Below are 23,015 nucleotides of genomic sequence, written 5' to 3' on the forward strand. Positions count from 1 at the left end.
TATAAGATTTCTCACTCGCCCCAAAGCTATTGCCTTCCCCTGCTCAATCGAAATGACATTTTTATTTAAGACAACTTCGTTTAGCATAATTATAGCATAGCCGCCCTGTACAGCATGGATTGCTTTATCGTTTCTCCATAAGTGTTCGGAAGAAAATAAAAAGTTCAGGATTGTGCGATTCCCTCCCCTGGGAGGTGTAGGGAGGGGTTTCGCCGATATGTTTATTCGATTAAAATAGCGCATAAACCCCTCCCTGCTACTACACAACTCTGCCGCACCCCTCCCGAAGGAGGGAATTAAAAAATCTTCCGAACACCTGTGGTCGTTCCTCCTCGCAATGACATGGTTTTCTGTATTCCGCCACCGCCCGGCTCCTGCCGGGTGGTAACTATCCCCCGGCCTCTGGCCGAACCCTCCTACTTACTATGAGAAAACAGCCAGTGCAACAGATCAGGCTCATTAAAAGCGTTATCCCAGCTGTTGTGCCCGACACCGGGATATAAGGTAAACCTTGGTGTCCCTCCTGCTTCTTTAATAGCATCAACCATTACCTGCGAATGATCTGCCGGTACTACCGGGTCATTATTACCGTGGAAGATCCAGAGCGGAACTTTCCTGGCATATTTTTTTGCATTCAGGGTATTATCACCACCGCAAATGGCAAAAGCTGCTGCAAATACCTTCGGTTCGCGACCTATGATTTCAAAAGTACCCATACCGCCCATACTAAGCCCACCTACGTAAACCCGGTGTTTATCTACAAAAGGCTTATCTAAAAACTGGTCCACCAACCCCATCAGCATGATCATAGCCATGGTTGGCGGGGCATCTTCCTGGAAAATGAATTTGCGCTTATTGGTGGCCGAATCGGTAACCTGCTTCACATTACTCCAGTAGCTTTTTGCCGGGCACTGCGGGAAAACTACAATGGCCTCATAAATTTCGCGTACACTATCCTGTAAAAGCCTTTGTGCTCCGTAAGCAAGCTGCGATTCGTTATTGTTTCCACGTTCACCCGAGCCATGTAACACAAACAACAAAGGATACTTCTGTCCCGGGTTAAAATGTTTTGGGAATAATATACGATATGGCAACGTATCCACCTTAAAGATAAAGCTGCCCCTGTCAAACGAGGTCAAATTTTGGGATTTGGCTAAAAAAGAGAATGCTAAGAGCAAGCTTAGCATTCCTGTAATTCGTATTGTTTTGATCATGGGTTAAAATGTCTTCGTTTTACAACCGGCGTAAATATCGCCGTTGCATCAAAACAAATTTAACCTCTTTAACGGCCTTTTGTTTATTTTTTTATGCCGAATTAATTTTTTGCGATTGCCGGGCTCTCAAAACCAAGCTTTTTCAAGCCTCCTTGCACTTCAGGACAACTCATGAAAAGTTTCCACAACAGGCCGGTGCGATAATTTTCAATCATCACGACGATCGGCCCCTGATCAATAGCTAAATAGGAGTTTGCATACCAGTTATGCGATTCGCTGAAAGCATCGGTAAAACCATATTCGCCCCAGATCTTATCACCCAGGTCGTAATAAAAATGGCGTAATGCTTTCATCGAATATTCCGGAGTATATGGAAATGCCGAGAGCGCCGCCGTTGGTGTAATTACACCCAGGTCGTTAGTTGGCGAATGTGCGTTATATCCTTCAAAGTTATCGCTGGCAGTCAATCCCCAGCAATTTTCGCCGTAGCCTTTAAATTTCTTAGGATTATCAACACAGTACGCATGATTGATCAGCGTATGATTTTTGTTTTGTTCCCAATAGTCTGCATATTGATCTCTTAAGCCTTTAGGGTTTAAGCCAAGGAACGAGTACTGAGAAAAGAACAAGGGACCACCATAGTCAAATCCCAATGGCAATTTAAAGCCATAAAAAGTTCTTCCGTTTTTGAAGAAATCGCTTTGCGCCCAGCCATTATGGTAAACATTGGCACCAACCGGGTAACGCTCGGCAGATGCAGCAAGTACGTAAGTGATCAAACATTCGTTAAAACCGTGGATTGGGAAATTCATGGCCCAGCCATTGTTAGGGCTCCAGTGCCAGTAAAGGTAGTCGCGGCCATCACGGGTAAACCAACTCCATTCCATTTCGCCCCACATCCAGTTAATCACGTCACGGATCCGGCGTTCTTTGGGGTCATCGGCAGTAAAGTACTGCCTTGCACATAACAAACCCTGAAAAAGATAAGCCGACTCCACAATATCAGCCCCATCATCCTTACGGCCAAAGCGGATCACTTTACCGGTTTCACCGTTTAACCAGTGCGGGAAAGCACCATGAAAAGCATCGGCTTTGTATAAAAAGTTAACGATCTTCACCATACGGTCAACCGCCTGCTCATGGGTGATCCATTTGCGGCTATCAGCCACAATAAGCGACATGATACCGAAACCAGAACCTCCCGTAGTTACCACCTCATTTCCGTAGTCAAAAGAAGTGTTACTGCGCTCACGGGCCAGGCCGCTAACCGGGTGTCCAAAATCCCAAAAATAGCGGAAGGTTTGGCGCTGCACTACATCAAGCAGGGCGCTGTCTGTAAGGTTTTTGATAATGCCAACCGGCTTAATGCCATCTTCTGCTTTTTTTGCCGCCTTTTGGGCAAAAGCGCTCAGGGCAAGTATCATTAGCAAAGAGGGTAATATTAGTTTTTTCATTTAAGATATCATTAATCACATTATAAGTTCGGCCCGCTAAAGCCTAAATTTTTCATTCCCTTTTTTATTTCAGGCGCGCTCATAAACAGCCTCCAGAGCAGGCCGCTTCTGTAATTTTCGGTCATAACCACAATAGGTCCCTGATCAATCGCCAGGTATGAATCGGCAAACCAGGGATTGGTTAAATTAAAAGCATCGTAAAAGCCGTATTGTCCCCATAACTTATCGCCAAGTGTGTAGTAAAAAAAATGCAGGGCCGCCATTGATTGCGTTGGCGTATAGGGCAATGAAGCAATAGCAGCAGTAGGTGCAATTACTCCCACATCATTGGTTGGAGAGCTTGCTGTATATCCACCTTCAATATCACTTGCTGTTAGTCCCCAGCAATTAGCGCTGTAATCGCCATTACCAAGGGGATTTGCCACACAATAATTATAATTGATCATGGCGTGAGCTTTGGTTTGCGTTTCGTAATTGGCATATGCATCTGTTAAACCTGTTGGGTTAATACCCAAAAAAGAGTAATGCTCAAAAAACAACGGCCCGCCCCTGTCAGGCCCGAGCGGAAGGGTAACGCCATAAAAGCTTTTACCATTTTTAATACTGCCGCTACCCGCCCATCCCTGGTCATAAACTGACTTTGGAATGCTGTGTTTTGTTGACGAGGCACCAAGTACATAAACGATGAGGGCCTCATTCCAACCGGTTATTTTCATATTGATGGCCCAGCCCTGATCGGGGCTCCAATGCCAATACAATACATTCTGGTCATTTTGCCTGAACCAATCCCATTCCACACCGCTCCATAAGGTATTGATATCCGTACGTAATTGTGTTTCGGCTGTGTTAGCCGAACTGAAATACTGACGGGCAGTGATCAGTCCCTGCATCAGGTATGATGTCTCCACCAAATCGGCACCGTTATCCTGTGCGCTGAAAGGCACAACAGCACCGGTAGCCCCGTTTAACCAGTGTGGGAAAGCACCATGAAATTTTTGCGCTTTGGTGTTTAAAAAGCCTACTATCTTCTGCATCCGGGCCAAACCATCGGCATAAGAAATATAACCCCGGCTTATACCGGCAACGATAGCCATAATACCAAAACCCGAACCGCCCGAAGTAACTACATCGCCCGACGAATTACGCTCGCGGGCAAGGCCGCTGGTGGGATGCCCAAAATCGTAAAAGTACTTGAGTGTTTGCCTTTCAACCAGATCAAGCAGCTGTTCATCGGTTATGACAGGAAACTTAGCCGTGCTGTCAATAGCAGTGGTGAGCTGCACCTCAAGCGCCGATTGCAGGTTACTGCCTTTTGCAGACTTTAACGCTGTTGAAACTTTAAGCGAATATTGCGTAATGGGCTGAAGACCTGTTGGCGTTATTACAACTGTGCTGTCGTGATGCTGAAAAGTCACACTATAAGCTGCCGCTGCTCCGCCTTTGGTAGCAACGCTAACACTGCCCGTTACCGAAGTTTGGCTAAGCGGAGTTGAAAATGAAATGGCGATAGCCGGCTTTGTATTTACATTGGAATAGCTAAAACCATTGGACTGGCCGTTAACTTTAAGCGCGCTAAAGGTAAATGGCACAGGCGTAACCGGATCAGGATTATTTTTTGAACTTTTACCACAGGTAAAAAACAAAAAAACTGCCCCCAACGCCCAACTGTTCTTAAATTTCCTCATTCCGGTGCTTAAAAAAGGTTGCCTGCCTTTTGGGCAGGACAACCTAAATCAAATCAACTGTGTATTATCTTCCTAATTTTTCGAGATTATATAGAGCCGAGACCTGTGAAGCAGAAAGCGCTTTGTTATAAAACCTGATATTATCTAAAGTACCGGTAACAAAGCCTGCCCAATCCTGTGCGCCCGTGCTAATAGTAAGCGAGGGCGTTGTTTGAAATTGCAGTGTTCCGAAAACCATTTTTGATGCTTTACTCCAATCTATAGGTGCAAAACCTGCAACTGTATTTTTACCGGCCTGTGCGCCGTTATAGTAAACATATATTGTTGAGCTTGGTTCATCAAAAGTTACAGTAATATTGATCCATTGATTCCAGGGATTGTCAACACTATAGCCGCCTTCCCAGCCATCAATACCGGTTGAAACCCCCGGTTTGTTATAAGCGTGCACCTTAAGTACCCCTTTGGTTGAAGAACCGCCATTATCAAAAAATATGGCAAGGCTGCCCCAGAAACCGGGGTCACCGGCCTGGCTATTTTGAAGATCCAATAATCCGATAGCAGCAGTATTTTGAGGCATATTTACCCACAAGCTGGTAGTAAAGCTTTTTAATCCTTTAATTCCCGCTGGCGTATCATAAAGTGCATAAGCTTTATCGGCTCCTTTAAGGCCGTTACCGTTAAGCCCTTTAGCAAAGCTTGTTCCGGTAGCAACACCTGTAGCGCCTGTAAGACTATCAGCTAAACTACTGGTAAACGGAAAATAAGCAACAAGACTTGAAGGTTCAATATCCTTACTACTGCTGTAGCCACCAAACGTTGGCAATGGTTTTGAAGGTGCATAGGTTTTAGGATCAAAACCTTTATGACATGCTGTTATAGTTAAACTCGCAGCTGCACCCACCAGGAGCATAACTTTAAGTGATTTGTTAATTTTTTTCATCGCTGTTGAATTTGATAGATTAATAACCCGGGTTTTGTGTCAATGTACCTGCGCTCAAATCAATTTCGGTTTGAGGAACCGGCCATACTTCGTTTTTACCTGCTTTCCAGCCACGCGAACCGAATACTTCAGTACCACGTCCCTGACGGATCACATCAAAATAGCGATCAAACTCCATAGCAAACTCAACCCGTCTTTCTTTGTAAATAGCGGTGCGTAAAGCAGCCTGCTCTGTTGTGGTAACTTTTGGCAGTATAGCTGCATTGCCGCCCCTTGCCCGTGCACGTACCAGTTCAAGCGATGTTAACGCCGCCCCCGAATTACCCAACTCATTATTGGCTTCCGCATTCATCAACAATACTTCTGCGTAGCGCAAAACAATTTTATTTTGCTGACAGCCCTCATTAAAACCTGATACATACAATGCAAATGGTACGTATGATTTCTGGTTATACATCGGATTGTCACCATCGGCCGGGATCTTATCACCTTCGGGTGTTGTTTCGCCCCTGAATATAATAGTAGCATCACGGCGCGGATCACCGGTTTCATAGGCAGCAGCCAAATCGGCCGAAGGCACATTAAAGCCCCAGCCGCCACCGGTTACCCCCCGCACACCTTGAACTTGTGAATATTGGGAGTTAGAAGCCGCAGGATTATTAGGGATAAGCATACATTGGATCTCGAAGATTGATTCCTGGTTGTTTTTGTGCGTTGTGCGGAACATTTGCTCATAATCAGGATACAATGAATAACCCATGCCCATCACCTGAGTTGTGTAGGTAACTACATCGTTCCATTTTTTCTGATACAAAGCTACTTTTGCATGCAGAGCTAAAGCAGCCCCCTTGGTAGCATGACCTATATCTGCCGAGCTGTATGATTGAGGCAAAACACCGGCGGCATCATTCAGATCGGTTTCAATAGCAGCCCAAACCTGAGCCTTGGCTGTACGCGGCAAATTATAATCAGTAGCGCTTTTTGGCAGGCTTAAACGCAATGGAACATCACCAAAAGCCCTAACCAGCCTGAAATAAGCATAGGCCCTGATAAACTTTGCCTCGGCAAGATACCTTGCTTTCAACGATTCATCCATGTTGATACCTGGTACATTGCCCAGGATCTGGTTGGCGAAGTTGATAGTTTGGTATTGCCCCGCCCAAAAATCAGCAACCTGACCTTCACCGGCTGTAGCCGAAAAGTTATGAAAGTTATTCATAAAGGTAGCATCAGTAGGACTACTCCCTTTTTCAACGTCATCTGCTCCCATGCTTTCAACAGCAATTGGTGCAAAGGCAATGTTTTTCCACTCGTGCAGGTTAGCATACATAGCACCTACCGCGGCAGTAGCATCTGCCTGTGTTTTCCAGAATTGTGTGGCGGCCTGATTACCCGCCGGGTCCACATTTAAAAAGCTTTTTTTACAGCTTTGAAATGATATAGCAGTTGCAATAAAACCTAAAATAACGGCTTTGTGCAATATAGTTTTTTTACTGTTTTTCATCTTTATATTGATTAAAAAGTAACGTTAACACCAAAATTATAAGTAGCGTAAAGCGGATACACGCTGGCATCGATCCCCATGCTACCAACCGAGCCACCTACTTCAGGAGTAAAGCCCTTATAACCGAAGAAATTGAGCGCATTTTGTGCATTGGCATACAACCTTACGCGTTGTATTTTCCATTTGCTCAACAGGCTGCCAGGCAGGGTATAACCTAACTGAGCATTTCTAAGCCTGAAATAAGCGCCGCTTTCTACATAAAATGAATTTGGTTTAGCGTTATCAGTAGCACCAACGTTTACTGACGGGTAGGTATTTGAAGTACCCGGACCATGCCAGCGGTGATCATAAAAATCTTTAGTGAAGTTTTCGTTACCAAAGCGATAGGCTATGTTGGCATTATAAACACTAACATCTGCCGTTCCCTGAAAATCTAAAGCCAGGTCAAAGTTTTTGTAAGTGAACGAAGTGTTGATACCGTAATTATATTTTGGAAGCGGGCTGCCCAATACCACACGGTCTTTACTATCAATTACACCATCATTATTAGTGTCCTGGTAAATAAAGTCACCAGGATGTGCTGTTGTTTGTTTAGAGGCAGCTACCTCCTGCGCAGTTTGGAATATACCGGTAACCTTGTAGCCATAAAACTCGCCTATTGGCTCACCAACAACGGTACGTGTAGCCAGCTGGCCGTTTGCTATGCCGTTACCTCCCTGATAAATCGGGTTTTTACCACTCAATACGCTTAACACTTTATTGTTGTTGATGCCAAGGTTTGCACTTACGCTGAAGTAAAAATCTTTATTGACTTGTTGTTTCCAGCCTACCAGGAACTCAAAACCGCGGTTACGGATGCTGGCCTGGTTACCTATCAGGTTACTTCCGGTAGTACCTAATGATGAAGGGATAGGAATAGCGAATATTGCATCGCGGGTTTCCCTGTTATAATAGTCGGCCTCAAACGATAATTTGTTATCTAAAATTGCACCTTCGATACCAAAATCTGTAGCTACCGCTTTTTCCCAAACAATGGTTGGAGGCACTACGGTATTGATACTTGAACCCTGGGCGGCTGTTTGCGGGTTACCGAATATATAAGTCAGATAAGGATCAGATGATACCGTTTGCTGAGTAGGGTTAATAGGCACTACAGAGTTACCCACCTTACCCCAGCTTCCGCGAAGCTTCAGATTACTAAACACTTTTTGATTTTTCATGAAATCCTCGTTGGTAATAACCCAGCCGGCGCCCACCGAAGGGAAATATCCATAGGTATGGTTACCATAAAACTGCGAAGCGCCGTCACGACGGATAGATGCATTAAGCAGATACCTATCGTTAAATGAATAATTAACACGGGCAAATTGTGATACCGCACGGGTATGGATCTGTTGCGCAGGATCGCGGTAATAGGTTACGTTTGTAGTATCAGGAAACGAACTGTGCTGACTACCGCTGCTTGCATAAGGTACATTTTGTGCATGTGCATCCAATTGTTTTGCCCGGTTATTTTGCGCACTGTAACCTAATAACGCAGTGATCTTATGTTGTTTTATTTTAACGTCATAAGTCAGCGTGTTTTCCCAGATCCAGTTGCGGGTTTCAGTGTGGTTCACATCAAGGTTTGAATTCAGGCTTTTTTGAGCCAGTGTAGCGTAATAAACCGGAGTGTAACCTCTTACCTCAGCTTGGCCTATATCGCCGCCAAAGCTTGTTTTGAATTTAAAGTTTTTAAGAAACGATACCTCGCCATAAGCATTGTAAGTAAGGCGCAGGTTACGCGATTTCTGATTATAGAAATCAAGTGTTGCCTGCGGATTGTAGTTGTTACCATCACCTGTGTGGTAATCATTCGGATCGCCATAAGCACCATCTTTATAAAATACAGGCAATGTAGGCGCAACACCAAATAACTCATGAAAAATGCCGCCGTCTACGTCGTTTGATTTACCGGCAAGCCCGTTCAGTGTGTATCCAAGTTTAAGCGCTTTTACCGGCTTAAAATCATTTGATAAGTGAACGGTATAACGTTTGTAGTTGTTTGTTTTTGCCAAACCATCCTGGTCAAGGTACCCGAATGAATAGTTATAGGTCATTTTATCGGTACCACCGCTAACTGCTACCTGGTGACTGGTTACAAATGCATCACGCAAGATCTGAGCATACCAATCGGTACCCTTACCAAAGCTTGCAGGATCGTTGAATAATACCGGTGTGATGTTGTTGTAAGTATACAACTCGTTTATAGCAGTTGCGTATTCAGTTGCGTTGGCCATCTTAACCTGGTTTGTAACAGACTGCCAGCCGGCATATCCGTTATAGTTGATAACCGGTTTGCCTTTTGAACCTCTTTTAGTACTTACCAATACAACACCGTTTGCAGCACGGATACCATAAATTGCCGTACTTGATGCGTCTTTAAGGATAGATATATTTTCAATATCCTGCGGGTTAAGGAAACTGATATCGTTATACCAAACGCCATCAACAACAAACAACGGGCTTACATTACCATAAACAGTACCCAAACCACGAATGCTAACTGATGGTGATGAACCTGGCGCGCCGCTGTTGGTAATTTGCACACCGGCAACTTTACCCTGTAAACCACTTAATGGGTTAACAGAAGCCTGCTTTGCTATATCAGCACCTTTTACTGATGCAACGGAGCCCGTAACATCAAGCTTACGTTGGGTACCGTAACCAACAACAACAACCTGCGCCAGTTCATTGGCTTGTGCCTGTAATGTTACATTCAATGTGGTTTGTCCATTTACGGGTACAGACTTGGTTGCATAACCGATATAAGTAATGGTTAAGATTGCATTTTTTGATGCCTTAATGGAGTAAAGGCCGTTAACATCTGTTTGGGCTCCGTTAGTTGTTCCTTTTTCCTGAACCGATACGCCTATCAGGGCTTCGCCGGTGGCGGCGTCGGTAATTTTTCCTTTTACTGTAACGTTTTGTGCAAACGCAGCGTCAATGGAAAAAAGAAGCAATAACATCAACCCTGAAATAGTAAAAATTCTTTTCATAGTGGTTAATTAAATAAAAAGCGGATTAGAAATAATTGGTTTATTATTCTACAAAGCTGAACAGATAATGCTTTCTTAACAAATATTGATACTCAACATTAATACATCATCATAAAAATACTTTCTCAAAAGTTATTTTATTATTTTATAAAATATTGAAAATAAGATATTTATATACATAAAATGTATATATGACATACTACACAAACCGCTATGCCGGGCTTGTGCAGAAATAGCATCATGAGAGGTAATGATGTAGTGTTATAACTCGATGAGAAACTCGGTAAGGTTTTTATCATGCTCCAGATTGAGCTTTTTACGGAGCCTGTAACGCCGGATTTCGACACCACGCAATGAAATATTAAGCAGCGATGCCATCTCCTTACTGCTCATGTTCATGCGCAGGTAGGCGCATAATTTAAGGTCATTTGGCACCAGGTCGGGATGACCCGCTTTGAGTTTCTTAAAGAAATTTTCGTGCGCTTCGTTAAAACTGTTCTCAAAAATATTCCAGTCGCGGTCATCGCTCATGCCTTCATCAATCACTTTCTGGATGCGGCGCAATTGCTCGTCGGCAAGTTTTTTTCCACTGCTGTCTTTAAGGTGCCCGAGTTCATCGCTTATTTTTTGCAGCAGTTCATTTTTATAAACAATGTTCATGGCCGAGTTTGCCAGCTCGCGGCTTTTGCTTGCGAGATCAGCCTGTAGCTGTTCATTTTTTATATTGATGATGTGCTGCTCGTTAGCAATGGCTTCCTGCTTTAAAAACTCTTCTTTCTCTTTCTGAAGCTTTTGGTGGATGTGCTGCTGATGACGCTTTAGTTTAAGGCGATAATAATGCCTGATGATGTAATATGACAGTACGATCAACAGCAGATAAAAAACCATGGCTATCTTGCCGGCATACCATGGAGGTAATATGGTAAAGGTAAACACAGTTTCGGCCGATACCTGCTGATCATTGATCTTGGCGCGTACTTTAAAATGGTAGGTTCCCTGATCGAGGTTGGTAAACTCTTTTTGGCTTTGCGATGTCCAATCGCTCCACTGGTGCGAATAACCGTCGAGATAATATTGGAATTTGATCTTAGCCTGCCTGAAATACGGCAACGAATAAGCTATACGGATGTTGTTTTGGGCGTAGGGTATTTCAATTGCATCTTTGCTAAAACCATCCTCGCTTATTAATGATACCTTATCGGTCACATTCTCAACCCGCCTGATGAGTACGCTGGGGATATTGATACTACTACCGCGCAATGCATCATCATCATTGAGTATTACAAAGCCGTCATCAACACTAATGAGGTAAGTTGAGTTATTAATGCGGTTTATGGTTTCATAATGCTGCACCATTTGCCCGCTTAGTATGGTGAAGCGATTGGTATCGATAGTTAATTTCCCCGGCACCGAAAGATCGGCAAGGGCAACCCTGCCCTGGTTAATGAACCAATACTTTTTGCCTATAGCTTTTATGATTTTGCTTGAAGTGGCAAACGTACCCAGCTTTTTATTCAGCTGCTGGTATTTGTAAAAACGATCAGTAATATCATCATACACATAAAATCCCGAATCGGATGAAAAAACGATGCGGTTGTCCAGGTCAAATACATTGATATTATAGCTACCAGGCAGGCCATAACTTTTATCATAATAAACACGTGATACAGCCTTTTTTTGGTCGGCGCTGAGGGAAAGCTTATAGATGCCTTTATAAGCATGGCTTACCCAGATCTGCCCTTTACTATCTCGTTCAACGTAGCGCGAGGGTTCGCCGAAATCGGCCAGTTTATGGTTAAAATGCCAGTTCCCCGCCGCATCTTTTTTATAGATGACCAAGCCCGTGTAAGTACCCTGGATCAGCATATCCGGAGCTATTTTTTTGATGGTCCAGCCGCCCGTGATATCCGAGATCTTAGTTATTGAGCTACCGGTTACCTGGTAAGTACCATCGTTGTGGCCGCACAGCAGTCGCCCATCCTGCAGGGAAAGGTCCCACACCTGCCCCTGTGAACCGGGGATCAGCTTAAAATCAAATGACTGAAAAGGCCCTTTGTTACTCTCGGGTAGCCAATCGCTGTAAAACAAGCCCTGGTTAGTGCCGAGGTAGATCTTCTTATCAAAAATAATACTGGCGTAAACGGTACCGAACTTGCCTGTTTTATCAAAATAAAAATACAATGGTGAGTTAACCTCAATACGGTCGATGCCATTATCAAGCCCTGCCCAAAGATTTTGCTCTGTATCGGTATATAAACTCAATACCGTATTGTTTTGCATGCCGCTGGCTTTGTTAATGTGTTGTACTACCCTACCCGCGGTATCAACTATTACAATGCCGTTAAGAATGGTTCCGTAAGCAAGATATCTGCCTGCAATAGCCACCCCGTTATTAAGCTGATAAGTTTTTAAAAAGTCGTTACATTGATTGGCCCAGGGTTTAATAGTTTCCCCATCGTAAATAAACAAACCACTTTTGGCCGTACCAATAATGTATTTATTATGCTGAAAAGGCAGGATAGACAATACGCCACTTCCACCAAGAATATCGCTGCCCTTTACATACTCTAACTTTGAGCCCTTAAGCTCAAACAGTCCTTTTAACAGCTGCTCTATAAAAAAGCGGTTGCCCGCTTTAAAGAGAAAGAGGTAAGGCTGTCGCGTTTTTACAACTTCGATCTTCCCTTTTGAGTAAATATAGATGGAGCCGAAAGCCTGGAACAAGATCCTGTCTTTTTCGCAGTAGATCTTCCAAACCTCCTCATTTATGGGCAAAAACTTTTTAGGTACCAGGTTTACGAGCGATGTATATTTTAAAAAACCTTTGTCGTCATTTTCCCAGTAGCCAAATTCACCATAACCGCCTGCATAAATTTTTCCTTTACCATCGGCAGTTACCGCCCGCACTATTAACCCGTTAGGCATATGGTACTGCTGCCAGTATTTACCGTCAAAAGCAAGCAGGCCCTGTGCATTACCAAAATACATAATGCCATGCTCATCGCGCGTTACCGACCAGTTTTGATTACCAAACTGGTAAAGAGCCTTGGTATAATTTTGCACATACGGAACCCCTATGCTCTTAATATCAACCGCAAATGTTTGCCAAACCGAAAAACAAAGCAGGTAAATAAAAACTAACAGGGGTTTACGCATGGTTAAAATAAAATGATGCTAATGTAATCAAGTTACGAAAGTAATGTTTGAGCCCGATAAAAGAAAAAAGCCTACCCTTGCGGATAAGCTTCGTATCATCTATTGGATTTAGCTAATTTCAATCGGCCAGTTGCAACTTGCTTTTGCTCACGTTTACTGGTTGAGGTACTTTTACATAATACCCGGTGCCATCATAAACACGTTTGCGCGGATGAGATTTACATTCTTCGCTGCAGCAGCCATCCATAGCGGTTCCGCATTCGTCGCATTGGGTAAAATGCTCATTACACTCCGGGTTGGCACAATTGATCATTTTAGGCGTGGTTTTACCGCAATTTAAGCAGGTTGAAATAACAACCGGGTTAACGCTGTTCACATCAACCGAAAGGCGGTTATCAAACACATAACATTTGCCTTCAAAATCCTCGCCACCTGCTTCTTTGCCATATTTAATGATACCGCCGTGCAGCTGGTATACTTCAGGGAAACCTTCGTGCAAAAGCAATGCCGAAGCTTTTTCACATTTGATACCACCGGTGCAGTAAGTAAGGATCTTTTTATCCTTGTATTGCGCCAACTCATTGATCATAGCCGGAAAATCACGAAAGTTATCGATATCAAGGGTTACGGCGTTTTTGAATTTGCCTAAAGAATGCTCATAGTTTGAGCGAACATCCAATACAACAACATCATCCCTGTCCTTCATCGCCAAAAACTCTTTCGGCTCCAGGTGTTTGCCTGTTTTTTGTTTTGGGTCGATAACGTTAGGATCACGCAAGCCTGAGTGTACGATCTCTGATTTATAACGTACGTGCATTTTCACGAACGATGGTGTATCTACCTCATCGATCTTAAACTCGGTTTTGGCGAAACGTTCGTCGGCGTGTACGGTATCCATATAGGTTTTACAAGCCTCAACAGATCCTGAAACAGTACCATTAAGACCTTCATCGGCTACAATAATGCGCCCGGTTAAACCTAAGCTTTTACAAAATTTTAAATGATCGGCAGCAAATTGCTCCGCATTAGCTATTGTTGAATAACAATAGTATAGTAGGGTATTATACATTTCCATAAAATCATTGATACTGCTGCAAACAGTGTTAAATGAGCGGCGCAAAGATACGAACTTTGTTCGTAGTCCGAAAGTCTGAAGTCAGAAAGTCCGTAAGTAGAATTTCAGCAATTAAAATGGCTACTCAAAAACTTTCGGACTTATGCGGACTTTCCGACTTCCAGACTGAAATACTATCTTATCCCGTAAAAGATCCTGAAGCCCTGGATGTATTTTTTATCGCCGGCATAGGAGATACCATAATCAACCCGGAAGATGAGGCGCTGCACACCTACGTAAAACTCGCGGTAATTGCGGTTGTTTTTGGTGGTGAGATAGTTGGCGCCGATGATTTCTTCAAGCTTCAATTTTCTTAACAGCGGGATGCGGTTAAATAACGAACCTGCAAAGTTATGCTGATAATGTGCTTCTAAAAATGCACCGTTGGTGCTGTAGGTATAAAACGGCAGGAAATGGAAGCTACCCACATAGGAAGGATCGAAAGTGGTACCCTGGTTACCTAAAAAGTGATTGTAATCCATATAGTACAGGGTGTTGTTATTGAAAAAACCTCCGCCTGATACTTTGAATGATGAATAGCCGGAAAGGCCCACACGGATATGGTCCTGCGAAAGATCGACAGAGGCAAAATCATAATCTACATCCGAACCAATGATGTTTTTAAATCCTTTACGGTAGTTTACCGTTAACGTTGGATATTTTGATGGCAGATTGAACTTACCTGTAGGCCTGGTTTCGTACCGCTGATCGAACGTAAAAGTAGCCGTCGCATTAAATACTAATGCCTGGTTATCCGGGAACAGGAAGGAATGATCATCGGCCGGGGTACCCGGCGGAGCTAACGGATTATTTGATGTAAACTGGCGATCTTTAATATCCTTTATCTTACTGAAAGATGTATTATACAATTGTGAACGGCTGGAATAAGAAAGCCCCCCTTTTAAAAACACACCATTCAATATTTCGCGCTGATAACCAAAATCGCCATAGTGGCTACGGTAATATTTAACGTAATTGTTCTCGCTAAGAAGGGTACTCAGCGTATTGAAATATAACGAACGCGTACCGACATTATTAAGGTCGAGCACATCGCTCCCAAAATCGGCATAAAACTTAGCATTATGGAAAGGGTCATTCTTATAGTCGATCCCCATGTTGGCGCTGAAGACCTTGTTGGAGAAACCATAACGTAAGGCTGGTGTAATTGTTAATGAATGAAAATCATCAATGGTGCGGATATAACTCACTTTGGCGTTAATGCCGAAACCCTCAACCGTATTATAATAAAAGGTTTGTATAAACGGGAAGATGTATAATGAGTCCCTGGCGCTTTTATTGCTGGCCGCATAGCCAAAAATCAGGTAACCCGGATAATTAATATGATTTTTATGATGCTGAAGCGAATCAAGGTAGGTATCTGTCTTTTTGTATTCTTCAAAGGCATCCTTTTTTTTGTAATCACGATCTTCAAATGCAGTTAAGGGTATAGGCCGCGAGTTAGACCAGTAATCGGGCTTTTTACTGTTTGCTACTGTGTCAATTTTTAAGATCTCGCCGGTAAAAAAATCATCCGGAAAAGTTGGATTGATTTTATAGTTATTATAAACAGCAGCATAATAACCGCCAAATTTAAATCCGAAAACGGCCCCTTTAAAATTGTATTGGGTTGATGCCGGCATCCATACACTATCGGTAATGGCAACATACTGCTGCCTGATCTTTAAAGTATCAACCAGGTTAAGATTGCTTGTTTTATTTTCAACAAATAGGTCAATGCTGTAAATGCGCCAGTCGCCGTCAACAATATAAATATCACCCTGAAAATACTGGCCATGACCGCGTTTAGGGGTTATGTGGATCTTATGGATAGTATGCCCGTTTTCAACAGAGGTTCCCAGCAATTTGTAATTATAAAACCTGGGACCATATGACGCAACCGGCGATACGAAGCCTCTTGTTGCCAATCCGTTGATGATAAATACATTCTGATAAAAATTGGCCTGCAAATCGGAGGCTTTTTTATAACCGAACGCAGTATTCTGGCCTGCCATGCGGTTGGCAATTGTAATTTCCCGAACCTTATTGGGTTTCTGAAAATTGTATTCGGACAGTGATTCGGATTGATAGAGGATACCGCGACCGTTTGTATCCAGATCGAGGGTTTTCCTTACCTCCTGCCCCAACAATGACTTAGGTACGCTCAATAACTTTTGTACCCCTTTAATATAAACTGCGCATGAGTATGACGTGGCTTCCTCGATATAGTATTTTCGCTTTTTTAACACTTGCTTCATGATAGTATCAGCAGCATCACGATTTTTGCGGTAAGTTTCGGCTACCCTGCCGGTGGCAAACACCTCGTCGGCCATTTGTACATCGTGTTCCTGATCATGATCGGCTATCGTAACCTCTTCAATTTTTTCGGTATAACCAACATAGCGATAAATCACATTGTAAGTACCCGGATTAAGCTTAAGCTGGTAAATACCGTTTTCATTGGCGGTGGTGCCGTATGTTGAATTGCGGATATAAACAGAAACAAACGGGATAACCTGTCCATTTTTATCGGTTATCTTCCCTGTTAAAAGTGATTGCTGTGCAGAGGCTGTTATTACGCTGAAAGCAGTGATTAATAGTAGTATATATTTTCTCATATGTTACTTATGGGTAATGTGTTATGGCCTAAAAATGTTTTATTATTCACTTAATAATTATTTAAGGTTTAATAAACCCAACCAAATGCCCGCGAATGCTTAATTTTGTACCCTTTAAAACACGCACGCTATGTACAACACACTAAAGCCGGTTTTACAGCAGGAACTAACCGAAATTGAAAACGCAGGGTTATACAAAAAAGAACGGATCATTACCTCGCCACAGGGTGCCGATATCACGGTGCAAAGCGGTGCCGAAGTAATTAACTTTTGCGCTAATAACTACCTGGGCCTATCGGGCAATGCCAAAGTGATTGAAGCTGCCAAAGCGGCAATGGATACCCATGGTTATGGCTTATCATCTGTACGCTTTATTTGCGGTACACAGGATATTCATAAAGAACTTGAAAAGAAGATAGCCGAATTTTTAGGCACTGAAGATACTATCCTTTACGCAGCGGCTTTTGATGCCAACGGCGGCGTGTTTGAACCATTGTTTAATGATCAGGATGCTATTATTTCTGACGAGTTGAACCATGCCTCGATCATCGACGGTGTACGCCTGTGCAAAGCCCAGCGTTACCGCTATAAACATGATGACATGGCCGACCTGGAAGAAAAACTGAAAGCTACACTGGGATTACGTCACCGCATTATTGTAACCGATGGTGCTTTCAGCATGGATGGTACTATTGCTCAACTGGAAAAAATTTGTGACCTGGCCGATAAATACAATGCGCTGGTAATGATCGATGAGAGTCATTGCTCAGGTTTTATGGGCAAAAACGGTCGTGGTACGCATGAACACCATAATGTTATGGGCAGGATTGATATCATTACGGGTACATTGGGCAAAGCTTTAGGTGGCGCGTCGGGTGGTTTTACATCGGGGCGTAAGGAGATCATTGATATGTTGCGCCAGCGCTCACGTCCATATTTATTCTCTAATACATTAGCACCGGCCATTACAGGGGCATCGATAGCGGTGCTGGATATGCTAAGCGAAACCACCGAACTGCGCGATAAACTGGAAACCAATACGCAATATTTCCGTAAAAAAATGACTGAAGCTGGTTTTGACATTAAACCTGGCGTGCATCCTATAGTCCCAGTGATGTTGTATGATGCCAAGCTGGCCCAGGAGTTTGCTGCGAAAATGCTTGATGAAGGTATTTATGTGATCGGTTTTTACTACCCGGTTGTTCCGCAAGGCAAAGCGAGGATCAGGGTACAGATCTCAGCAGCGCATGATATGCACCACCTGGATAAGGCTATTGCAGCATTTACCAAGGTGGGTAAGGAGCTGGGAGTATTAAAATAAGGTAATTTGTCGTATTTTTGTGTTTTGACAATTGAAAGTTATGGCAAAGTTAATTTTAGATATTGAGCCGGATGTTTTAAAACAGGCAGAGCTTTATGCCGATGAAACGCATACCAATCTGTCTAAGTTAATTGAACGTTATTTAAAAAGGGTTACAACCAGCGTTACTGCTATTGAAGAGCCTAAGACAAACGTAAAAACTATAGAAATAGCAGATTGGGTTAAAAAACTAACACTATCAAAAACGCCGACTCCTGATTTTGACGCGAAAGCAGAGTACCATAAGCATCTCGATGAAAAATACGGCTTATGAAATTGGCCTTTATTGATTCAGATGTTTTGCTTGACGTTATTTTAAATAGGCCGACCTTTTATAGCGCATCTGCACAAATTCTATCGTTACCCATAGATAGCGGATATAATTTTTGCACAGCGGTACATACCCTCATTAATGTTCACTACTTTACAAAGAAACACTTAGGAGCAGAAACCGCGATCGAAGCTATAAAATTACTGTCGAAACAGCTACGGGTGTTAGGCGAAGACGCCACAACTATAAATGATGCGATAGCTTCGGACTTTAAAGATTTTGAAGATGCCGTTCAATATTTTGCCGCCAAAAATGCGGGAGTAGATCTAATCATCACCCGAAATATAAAAGACTATAAAAACTCAACAATACCGGTTTTAACAGCCGAACAATTTTTAAATACATTATAATGCAAGCTCAGATAGACCAATATACCGCCGAGATCAATGCCTTTTCGCCTGCCAATGCCGACGAACTGGAAGCGTTCCGTATTAAATTTTTAGGCACTAAGGGTATTATTAAAGACCTTTTTGAGCAGTTTAAAAGTGTTAGTCCGGAAGAGAAACGCACTTTCGGTAAAGTACTTAATGAGTTTAAACAACTGGCCGAGGCTAAGTATAACGAACTGAAAGAAAACATTGGCTCAGGCCCGCAAAGCAAAGGCAATGATCTTGACCTTACTTTACCCGGCGATGGCTTTACTGTTGGCTCACGCCATCCGTTATCATTGGTTCGTAACGAGATCATCGATATTTTTAAGCGCTTAGGTTTCGTTGTTGCTGAAGGCCCGGAAATTGAAGACGACTGGCATAACTTCTCGGCCCTGAACTTCCCGGATGAGCACCCGGCACGTGATATGCAGGATACCTTCTTCATTAAAAAGAATAATGGCAAAGATGATATCGCCCTGCGTACCCACACCTCATCGGTACAGGTTCGGATGATGGAAGCAGGCAAACCACCGTTCCGCGCTATTATGCCGGGCAGGGTTTATCGTAATGAGGCTATTTCGGCCCGTGCGCATTGCTTTTTCCACCAGGTTGAAGGTTTATATGTTGATGAGAATGTATCTTTCTCCGATCTGAAGCAAACGCTTTACCACTTCGTTCAGGAGCTTTATGGCGAAGGCACCAGGGTTCGCTTCCGCCCGTCGTACTTCCCGTTTACCGAACCATCGGCCGAGATGGATATTTCATGTACCATTTGCGGCGGTGCCGGTTGCAATATGTGTAAGCACAGCGGTTGGGTAGAGATTTTAGGCTGCGGCATGGTAGATCCCAACGTTTTGGAAAACTGCGGTATCGACAGTAAAAAATATACCGGCTTTGCCTTTGGTATGGGTATGGAACGTATTGCCAACCTAAAATATGTGATCCGCGATCTGCGCCTGTTCTCAGAGAACGACGTACGTTTCCTTAAACAGTTCCAAACAGAAATGTTATGAGGAAACTCGCAATAATATTACTGGTAGTTATCAGTTGCTTTTCGTGCGGAAAATCAACTGATAACGTACCAAGTGTACCTGTAAATTTCCAGGCAGCATTGGGTACACCGGCATTGAGCCCATTAAATGTTTCGGGCGGTGCAGTTGCGATTAATGGTTATGGTGTGGCCGGACTAATCATTTACCGTAAAGTGAATGGCACTTATGCAGCTTATGACAGGTGCAGCAGTTATCAGCCCGAAAAAAAATGTGCAGTAACAATTGATAATACGGGCTTTACAGTAACCGACCCCTGCAGCGGTTCAAAATTTAGCCTTGAAGATGGCACACCGGTAAAAGCCCCGGCAACAAAGGCATTAAGATCATATAGGGTAGCCGTTACCCAGTTTGAAATTCAAGTAACTAATTAATGGAAGCCGATAAAATAAAAGATAGTATTAAGCGGGCGGCGCAGGAACTTTTCCGCAAATTCGGTTACCATAAAACCAGTGTTAATGAGATTGCCAAAAAGGCTAAAATTGCCAAGGCAACTATTTATAAATACTTCGACAGCAAAGAGGCCGTGTTACACGTGCTGCTGATGGATTACATCAAAGCCAGTGTTGATGACCTGGTACAAGTCAATTCAAACGATATTGATGAAGAGGCTTACCTCAACAACCTCATCATGAAAACCTGCCGCCTCTCCTACACCGTTTGTAACGAGTTTATCGGTTGGGACTTTATCCGCGAATCAACCAATTCACAGGATTTTTTAAAAAACCTCTCCAACGAACTCGAAGAACTGCTCATGGCATCATTTATCCAGTTACCGGGCATTCGCAAGCACGAAACTTACCAGCAACGCTTACGCTTTTTGATCAAGTGCAGTAAAAGCATTGTATTCAGCTTCGCCTTTACTTCAGTAAGCGACTCGGATGTACGGAAAAATTTTGTCTCTTTCCAGAAAGAGATTTTGCCTTATTTGGTTAAGGCTGCGGTTTCGGTTTAGGGAACTAATTGGCAGCACATTAATAAAATATTATGCAACAAATTATGGTCATAACCATCGTAGGTATGAAACACATACCTGTTGCTTTGTTTATCTGATATTGTCAATTCATCCCAATCTAATTTACTCTTCTTTGTTATCCAAAACGGATAGGTTTCAATCTCAAATATATCCTCAAAATCAATACAGAACACTCTTTCACCCGAATAACCGACAACACGTTTTGTGCAAAGCAAAGTCCATTGATTTGATGGTTTAGAAAAGAAAATTACGGGAATGCCCCTTAAATATTCTTTAAGATCCGTTTTTAAGTGCCCTTTTATTGATTCAGGAAGCTCATCGAAGAAAAATGTGTATCCGTTTGATCTTTTATAAATCCCATGCCTGCCAGCTTTCCATTTAATTCGGTTCAGCATATATTCATCTGTCTTCTTCATCAGGTATAAAACTATCAAAAAATGATAACCTAACATTATTGACATTGCGATTCGCAAATAAAAAACAGAACATAAACTTTGAAATACAAAGTACTTTATATTATATTTGTACAGGCTTAAATCAGGCCTTTCTTTTTAAATAATAACTTTGAAATACAAAGTACTTTATATCTAAACAATCATGATAGAGGAACAAACACCAAAACAAACAACATTAGGCTGGCTCAGGGAGTCGGCAACGTTTAAATTAATCTTCATCGGCTTACTCACCTTACTGCTGTTGATACCTTCGGCGTTTATCCGCGACCTCATTAATGAGCGGGCCAACACGCAAAACGAAACTATTAAAGAAGTATCAGACAGTTGGTCGGGCAGTCAGATCATCAAAGGCCCGGTATTGGTTATCCCTTATAAAAAAGGGATAAATATGACTGATACGGCGAGGCAACAAGCTACGGAAAACCTGTATATACTACCAGATAACCTGCATATCAAGGCTGGTCTTACAACACAGATCCTGCATCGTGGCATTTTTGATGTAGCTGTATATAATACCCAGGTAAAAGTAAGCGGCAACTTTGCCAAACTCGATCTTTCATCTCTCGGTATAAATATCAACCAGCTTATTTTAAACAAAGCCCGGTTTGAATTTAGCGTAAGCGACCTGAAAGGTTTAAAAAGTAACCCTATTATAAAAACAACACAACCAACACTCAGCGCCGAACCTTCGTTTGATTCTGTATTTGGTAATGGCTTACAGGCCGCTGTTGACCTTTCCTCAATAAGCAATAATGAAGTTCCTTTTGATTACACGCTTGATTTAAAAGGTAGCGAGGGGCTAAGCTTTTTACAGCTTGGCAAAACCACTGATGTGCAGGTTAATGGCAACTGGAGCAGCCCCAGCTTTGATGGCAATCACCTGCCCGATGAGCGTAAAATTGATACCGGTGGTTTTAGCGCCAGCTGGCGAATGATGTACTATAACAGACCTTTTCCGCAACAGTGGGCGGGCGCAGAAAAAAAGTTGGATAACGATAAGAAACTTGAGGATGCTACCTTTGGTGTGAAGCTTCGCCTCCCTGTTGATCAGTACCAGAAAACCATGCGTACCAGCAAGTATGCCATATTTATCATACTACTCACTTTCATCTCCCTATTTTTAACCGAAGTTATCCGTAAGCAACCGATACATATGTTTAATTACATACTCATTGGTGCTGCTATGGTTATTTACTATACACTGTTGCTATCGTTTTCGGAACAGGTTGGATATAATTTTGCTTACCTCATCGCATCTGCGTCAACAATAGCACTCATATCTGTATTCATATCGTCCCTGCTAAAAAACGGAAAGGCAGCAGTATTGTTTGCCTTTATTTTAGCGGTGTTTTACGCGTTCATCTTTGTGATCATTCAACTGGAAGATCTTGCTTTAATGGTTGGTAGTATCGCGCTATTCATCATTATAGCTATACTGATGTATTTTTCGCGCAAAATAAACTGGGATAAAAATTAATCACTACGGGCGTTAATCAGCAAAGGTTTCGGCGATCTTTGCTGATTACAAATTAAACCTTATACCAACTTGGTTTTTAGTTTAAAATTTACTATGTTAGCATAGTAAATTTTTTGTTTTATGAGCCGCGAACTAACAGAACTTTCAGACCTGATTGATGAGCAATTTGAGATAGAAGATATTACCGTTGACGATAACATGGTTAATTATCTGCTGAGTTTATTTGCTTAGAAATCCTGCTTCAACATCGTAACGCCTTTGAAAGGCGACCGGCTT

General features: G+C 42.6%; 17 protein-coding genes. 7 read left to right on the forward strand and 10 right to left on the reverse strand.

Annotation, left to right across the window (positions count from 1 at the left end; translation table 11 throughout):
- Window positions 1–416: 416 nt before the first annotated feature.
- From ACEN9X_RS05900 to ACEN9X_RS05940, 9 genes are all read right to left on the reverse strand, one after another.
- Window positions 417–1,214 (reverse strand): prolyl oligopeptidase family serine peptidase, encoded by a 798-nt coding sequence (locus tag ACEN9X_RS05900; RefSeq protein WP_413669515.1) that lies wholly within the window; start codon window positions 1,212–1,214, stop codon window positions 417–419.
- A gap of 101 nt (window positions 1,215–1,315) precedes the next feature.
- Entirely contained in the window at window positions 1,316–2,668 is a 1,353-nt protein-coding gene (locus ACEN9X_RS05905) for a glucoamylase family protein (RefSeq protein ID WP_413669516.1), read from the reverse strand.
- A 20-nt stretch (window positions 2,669–2,688) separates the two neighbouring features.
- Window positions 2,689–4,353, reverse strand: coding sequence for a glucoamylase family protein (locus ACEN9X_RS05910; protein WP_413669517.1), 1,665 nt, complete (start codon window positions 4,351–4,353; stop codon window positions 2,689–2,691).
- 64 nt (window positions 4,354–4,417) lie between these two features.
- Window positions 4,418–5,293, reverse strand: coding sequence for a LamG-like jellyroll fold domain-containing protein (locus ACEN9X_RS05915; RefSeq protein WP_413669518.1), 876 nt, complete (start codon window positions 5,291–5,293; stop codon window positions 4,418–4,420).
- 19 nt (window positions 5,294–5,312) lie between these two features.
- Window positions 5,313–6,797: a RagB/SusD family nutrient uptake outer membrane protein gene (locus tag ACEN9X_RS05920; protein WP_413669519.1), complete on the reverse strand. Its 1,485-nt coding sequence runs from the start codon at window positions 6,795–6,797 to the stop codon at window positions 5,313–5,315.
- Window positions 6,798–6,808: 11 nt separating this feature from the next.
- Window positions 6,809–9,835: a SusC/RagA family TonB-linked outer membrane protein gene (locus ACEN9X_RS05925; RefSeq protein WP_413669520.1), complete on the reverse strand. Its 3,027-nt coding sequence runs from the start codon at window positions 9,833–9,835 to the stop codon at window positions 6,809–6,811.
- A gap of 261 nt (window positions 9,836–10,096) precedes the next feature.
- Window positions 10,097–12,991, reverse strand: a complete 2,895-nt coding sequence (locus ACEN9X_RS05930; protein WP_413669521.1) for a triple tyrosine motif-containing protein — start codon at window positions 12,989–12,991, stop codon at window positions 10,097–10,099.
- A gap of 118 nt (window positions 12,992–13,109) precedes the next feature.
- Window positions 13,110–14,066 (reverse strand): rhodanese-related sulfurtransferase, encoded by a 957-nt coding sequence (locus ACEN9X_RS05935; protein WP_413669522.1) that lies wholly within the window; start codon window positions 14,064–14,066, stop codon window positions 13,110–13,112.
- 173 nt (window positions 14,067–14,239) lie between these two features.
- Entirely contained in the window at window positions 14,240–16,720 is a 2,481-nt protein-coding gene (locus ACEN9X_RS05940; RefSeq protein WP_413669523.1) for a DUF5686 and carboxypeptidase regulatory-like domain-containing protein, read from the reverse strand.
- Between the two features lie 130 nt (window positions 16,721–16,850).
- Here ACEN9X_RS05940 and kbl point away from each other — a divergent pair, with 130 nt between their 5' ends.
- From kbl to ACEN9X_RS05970, 6 genes are read left to right on the forward strand one after another with little or no spacing between them, the layout of a single operon-like run.
- Window positions 16,851–18,041, forward strand: coding sequence for a glycine C-acetyltransferase (kbl, locus tag ACEN9X_RS05945; RefSeq protein ID WP_413669524.1), 1,191 nt, complete (start codon window positions 16,851–16,853; stop codon window positions 18,039–18,041).
- A 40-nt stretch (window positions 18,042–18,081) separates the two neighbouring features.
- Window positions 18,082–18,354, forward strand: coding sequence for a DUF6364 family protein (locus ACEN9X_RS05950; protein ID WP_413669525.1), 273 nt, complete (start codon window positions 18,082–18,084; stop codon window positions 18,352–18,354).
- Complete coding sequence (locus ACEN9X_RS05955; protein ID WP_413669526.1) at window positions 18,351–18,761, forward strand: type II toxin-antitoxin system VapC family toxin; 411 nt, start codon at window positions 18,351–18,353, stop codon at window positions 18,759–18,761. Before ACEN9X_RS05950 ends, ACEN9X_RS05955 begins: the two co-directional genes overlap by 4 nt.
- Window positions 18,761–19,795, forward strand: coding sequence for a phenylalanine--tRNA ligase subunit alpha (pheS, locus tag ACEN9X_RS05960; RefSeq protein ID WP_413669527.1), 1,035 nt, complete (start codon window positions 18,761–18,763; stop codon window positions 19,793–19,795). The genes ACEN9X_RS05955 and pheS overlap by 1 nt, the downstream gene beginning before the upstream one ends.
- Window positions 19,792–20,205, forward strand: a complete 414-nt coding sequence (locus tag ACEN9X_RS05965) for a Rieske (2Fe-2S) protein (RefSeq protein ID WP_413669528.1) — start codon at window positions 19,792–19,794, stop codon at window positions 20,203–20,205. Before pheS ends, ACEN9X_RS05965 begins: the two co-directional genes overlap by 4 nt.
- Window positions 20,205–20,786 (forward strand): TetR/AcrR family transcriptional regulator, encoded by a 582-nt coding sequence (locus ACEN9X_RS05970; protein WP_091220479.1) that lies wholly within the window; start codon window positions 20,205–20,207, stop codon window positions 20,784–20,786. Before ACEN9X_RS05965 ends, ACEN9X_RS05970 begins: the two co-directional genes overlap by 1 nt.
- On the opposite strand, the gene ACEN9X_RS05975 is transcribed toward ACEN9X_RS05970, so the two are convergent.
- Window positions 20,783–21,223 carry a hypothetical protein gene (locus ACEN9X_RS05975; RefSeq protein WP_413669529.1) on the reverse strand — a complete coding sequence of 147 codons (441 nt, stop codon included), beginning with the start codon at window positions 21,221–21,223 and terminating at the stop codon, window positions 20,783–20,785. The two genes, ACEN9X_RS05970 and ACEN9X_RS05975, sit on opposite strands and share 4 nt — an antisense overlap.
- A gap of 181 nt (window positions 21,224–21,404) precedes the next feature.
- Between ACEN9X_RS05975 and creD the strand changes: the two genes are divergently transcribed.
- On the forward strand, window positions 21,405–22,739 hold the full coding sequence (creD, locus tag ACEN9X_RS05980; protein WP_413669530.1) for a cell envelope integrity protein CreD: 1,335 nt from the start codon (window positions 21,405–21,407) through the stop codon (window positions 22,737–22,739).
- The last annotated feature ends 276 nt before the right edge of the window (window positions 22,740–23,015 follow it).

It is taken from the genome of Mucilaginibacter sp. Mucisp86 (assembly GCF_047324315.1).
In the GTDB taxonomy this organism is placed as follows: Bacteria; Bacteroidota; Bacteroidia; order Sphingobacteriales; family Sphingobacteriaceae; genus Mucilaginibacter.

Excerpts from the sequence above, each read along its gene's own strand:
- ACEN9X_RS05900 (WP_413669515.1), bottom strand. The coding sequence starts at position 1,214 with ATGATCAAAACAATACGAATTACAGGAATGCTAAGCTTGCTCTTAGCA.
- ACEN9X_RS05905 (WP_413669516.1), bottom strand. The coding sequence starts at position 2,668 with ATGAAAAAACTAATATTACCCTCTTTGCTAATGATACTTGCCCTGAGC.
- ACEN9X_RS05910 (WP_413669517.1), bottom strand. The coding sequence starts at position 4,353 with ATGAGGAAATTTAAGAACAGTTGGGCGTTGGGGGCAGTTTTTTTGTTT.
- ACEN9X_RS05915 (WP_413669518.1), bottom strand. The coding sequence starts at position 5,293 with ATGAAAAAAATTAACAAATCACTTAAAGTTATGCTCCTGGTGGGTGCA.
- ACEN9X_RS05920 (WP_413669519.1), bottom strand. The coding sequence starts at position 6,797 with ATGAAAAACAGTAAAAAAACTATATTGCACAAAGCCGTTATTTTAGGT.
- ACEN9X_RS05925 (WP_413669520.1), bottom strand. The coding sequence starts at position 9,835 with ATGAAAAGAATTTTTACTATTTCAGGGTTGATGTTATTGCTTCTTTTT.
- ACEN9X_RS05930 (WP_413669521.1), bottom strand. The coding sequence starts at position 12,991 with ATGCGTAAACCCCTGTTAGTTTTTATTTACCTGCTTTGTTTTTCGGTT.
- ACEN9X_RS05935 (WP_413669522.1), bottom strand. The coding sequence starts at position 14,066 with ATGGAAATGTATAATACCCTACTATACTATTGTTATTCAACAATAGCT.
- ACEN9X_RS05940 (WP_413669523.1), bottom strand. The coding sequence starts at position 16,720 with ATGAGAAAATATATACTACTATTAATCACTGCTTTCAGCGTAATAACA.
- kbl (WP_413669524.1), top strand. The coding sequence starts at position 16,851 with ATGTACAACACACTAAAGCCGGTTTTACAGCAGGAACTAACCGAAATT.
- ACEN9X_RS05950 (WP_413669525.1), top strand. The coding sequence starts at position 18,082 with ATGGCAAAGTTAATTTTAGATATTGAGCCGGATGTTTTAAAACAGGCA.
- ACEN9X_RS05955 (WP_413669526.1), top strand. The coding sequence starts at position 18,351 with ATGAAATTGGCCTTTATTGATTCAGATGTTTTGCTTGACGTTATTTTA.
- pheS (WP_413669527.1), top strand. The coding sequence starts at position 18,761 with ATGCAAGCTCAGATAGACCAATATACCGCCGAGATCAATGCCTTTTCG.
- ACEN9X_RS05965 (WP_413669528.1), top strand. The coding sequence starts at position 19,792 with ATGAGGAAACTCGCAATAATATTACTGGTAGTTATCAGTTGCTTTTCG.
- ACEN9X_RS05970 (WP_091220479.1), top strand. The coding sequence starts at position 20,205 with ATGGAAGCCGATAAAATAAAAGATAGTATTAAGCGGGCGGCGCAGGAA.
- ACEN9X_RS05975 (WP_413669529.1), bottom strand. The coding sequence starts at position 21,223 with ATGAAGAAGACAGATGAATATATGCTGAACCGAATTAAATGGAAAGCT.
- creD (WP_413669530.1), top strand. The coding sequence starts at position 21,405 with ATGATAGAGGAACAAACACCAAAACAAACAACATTAGGCTGGCTCAGG.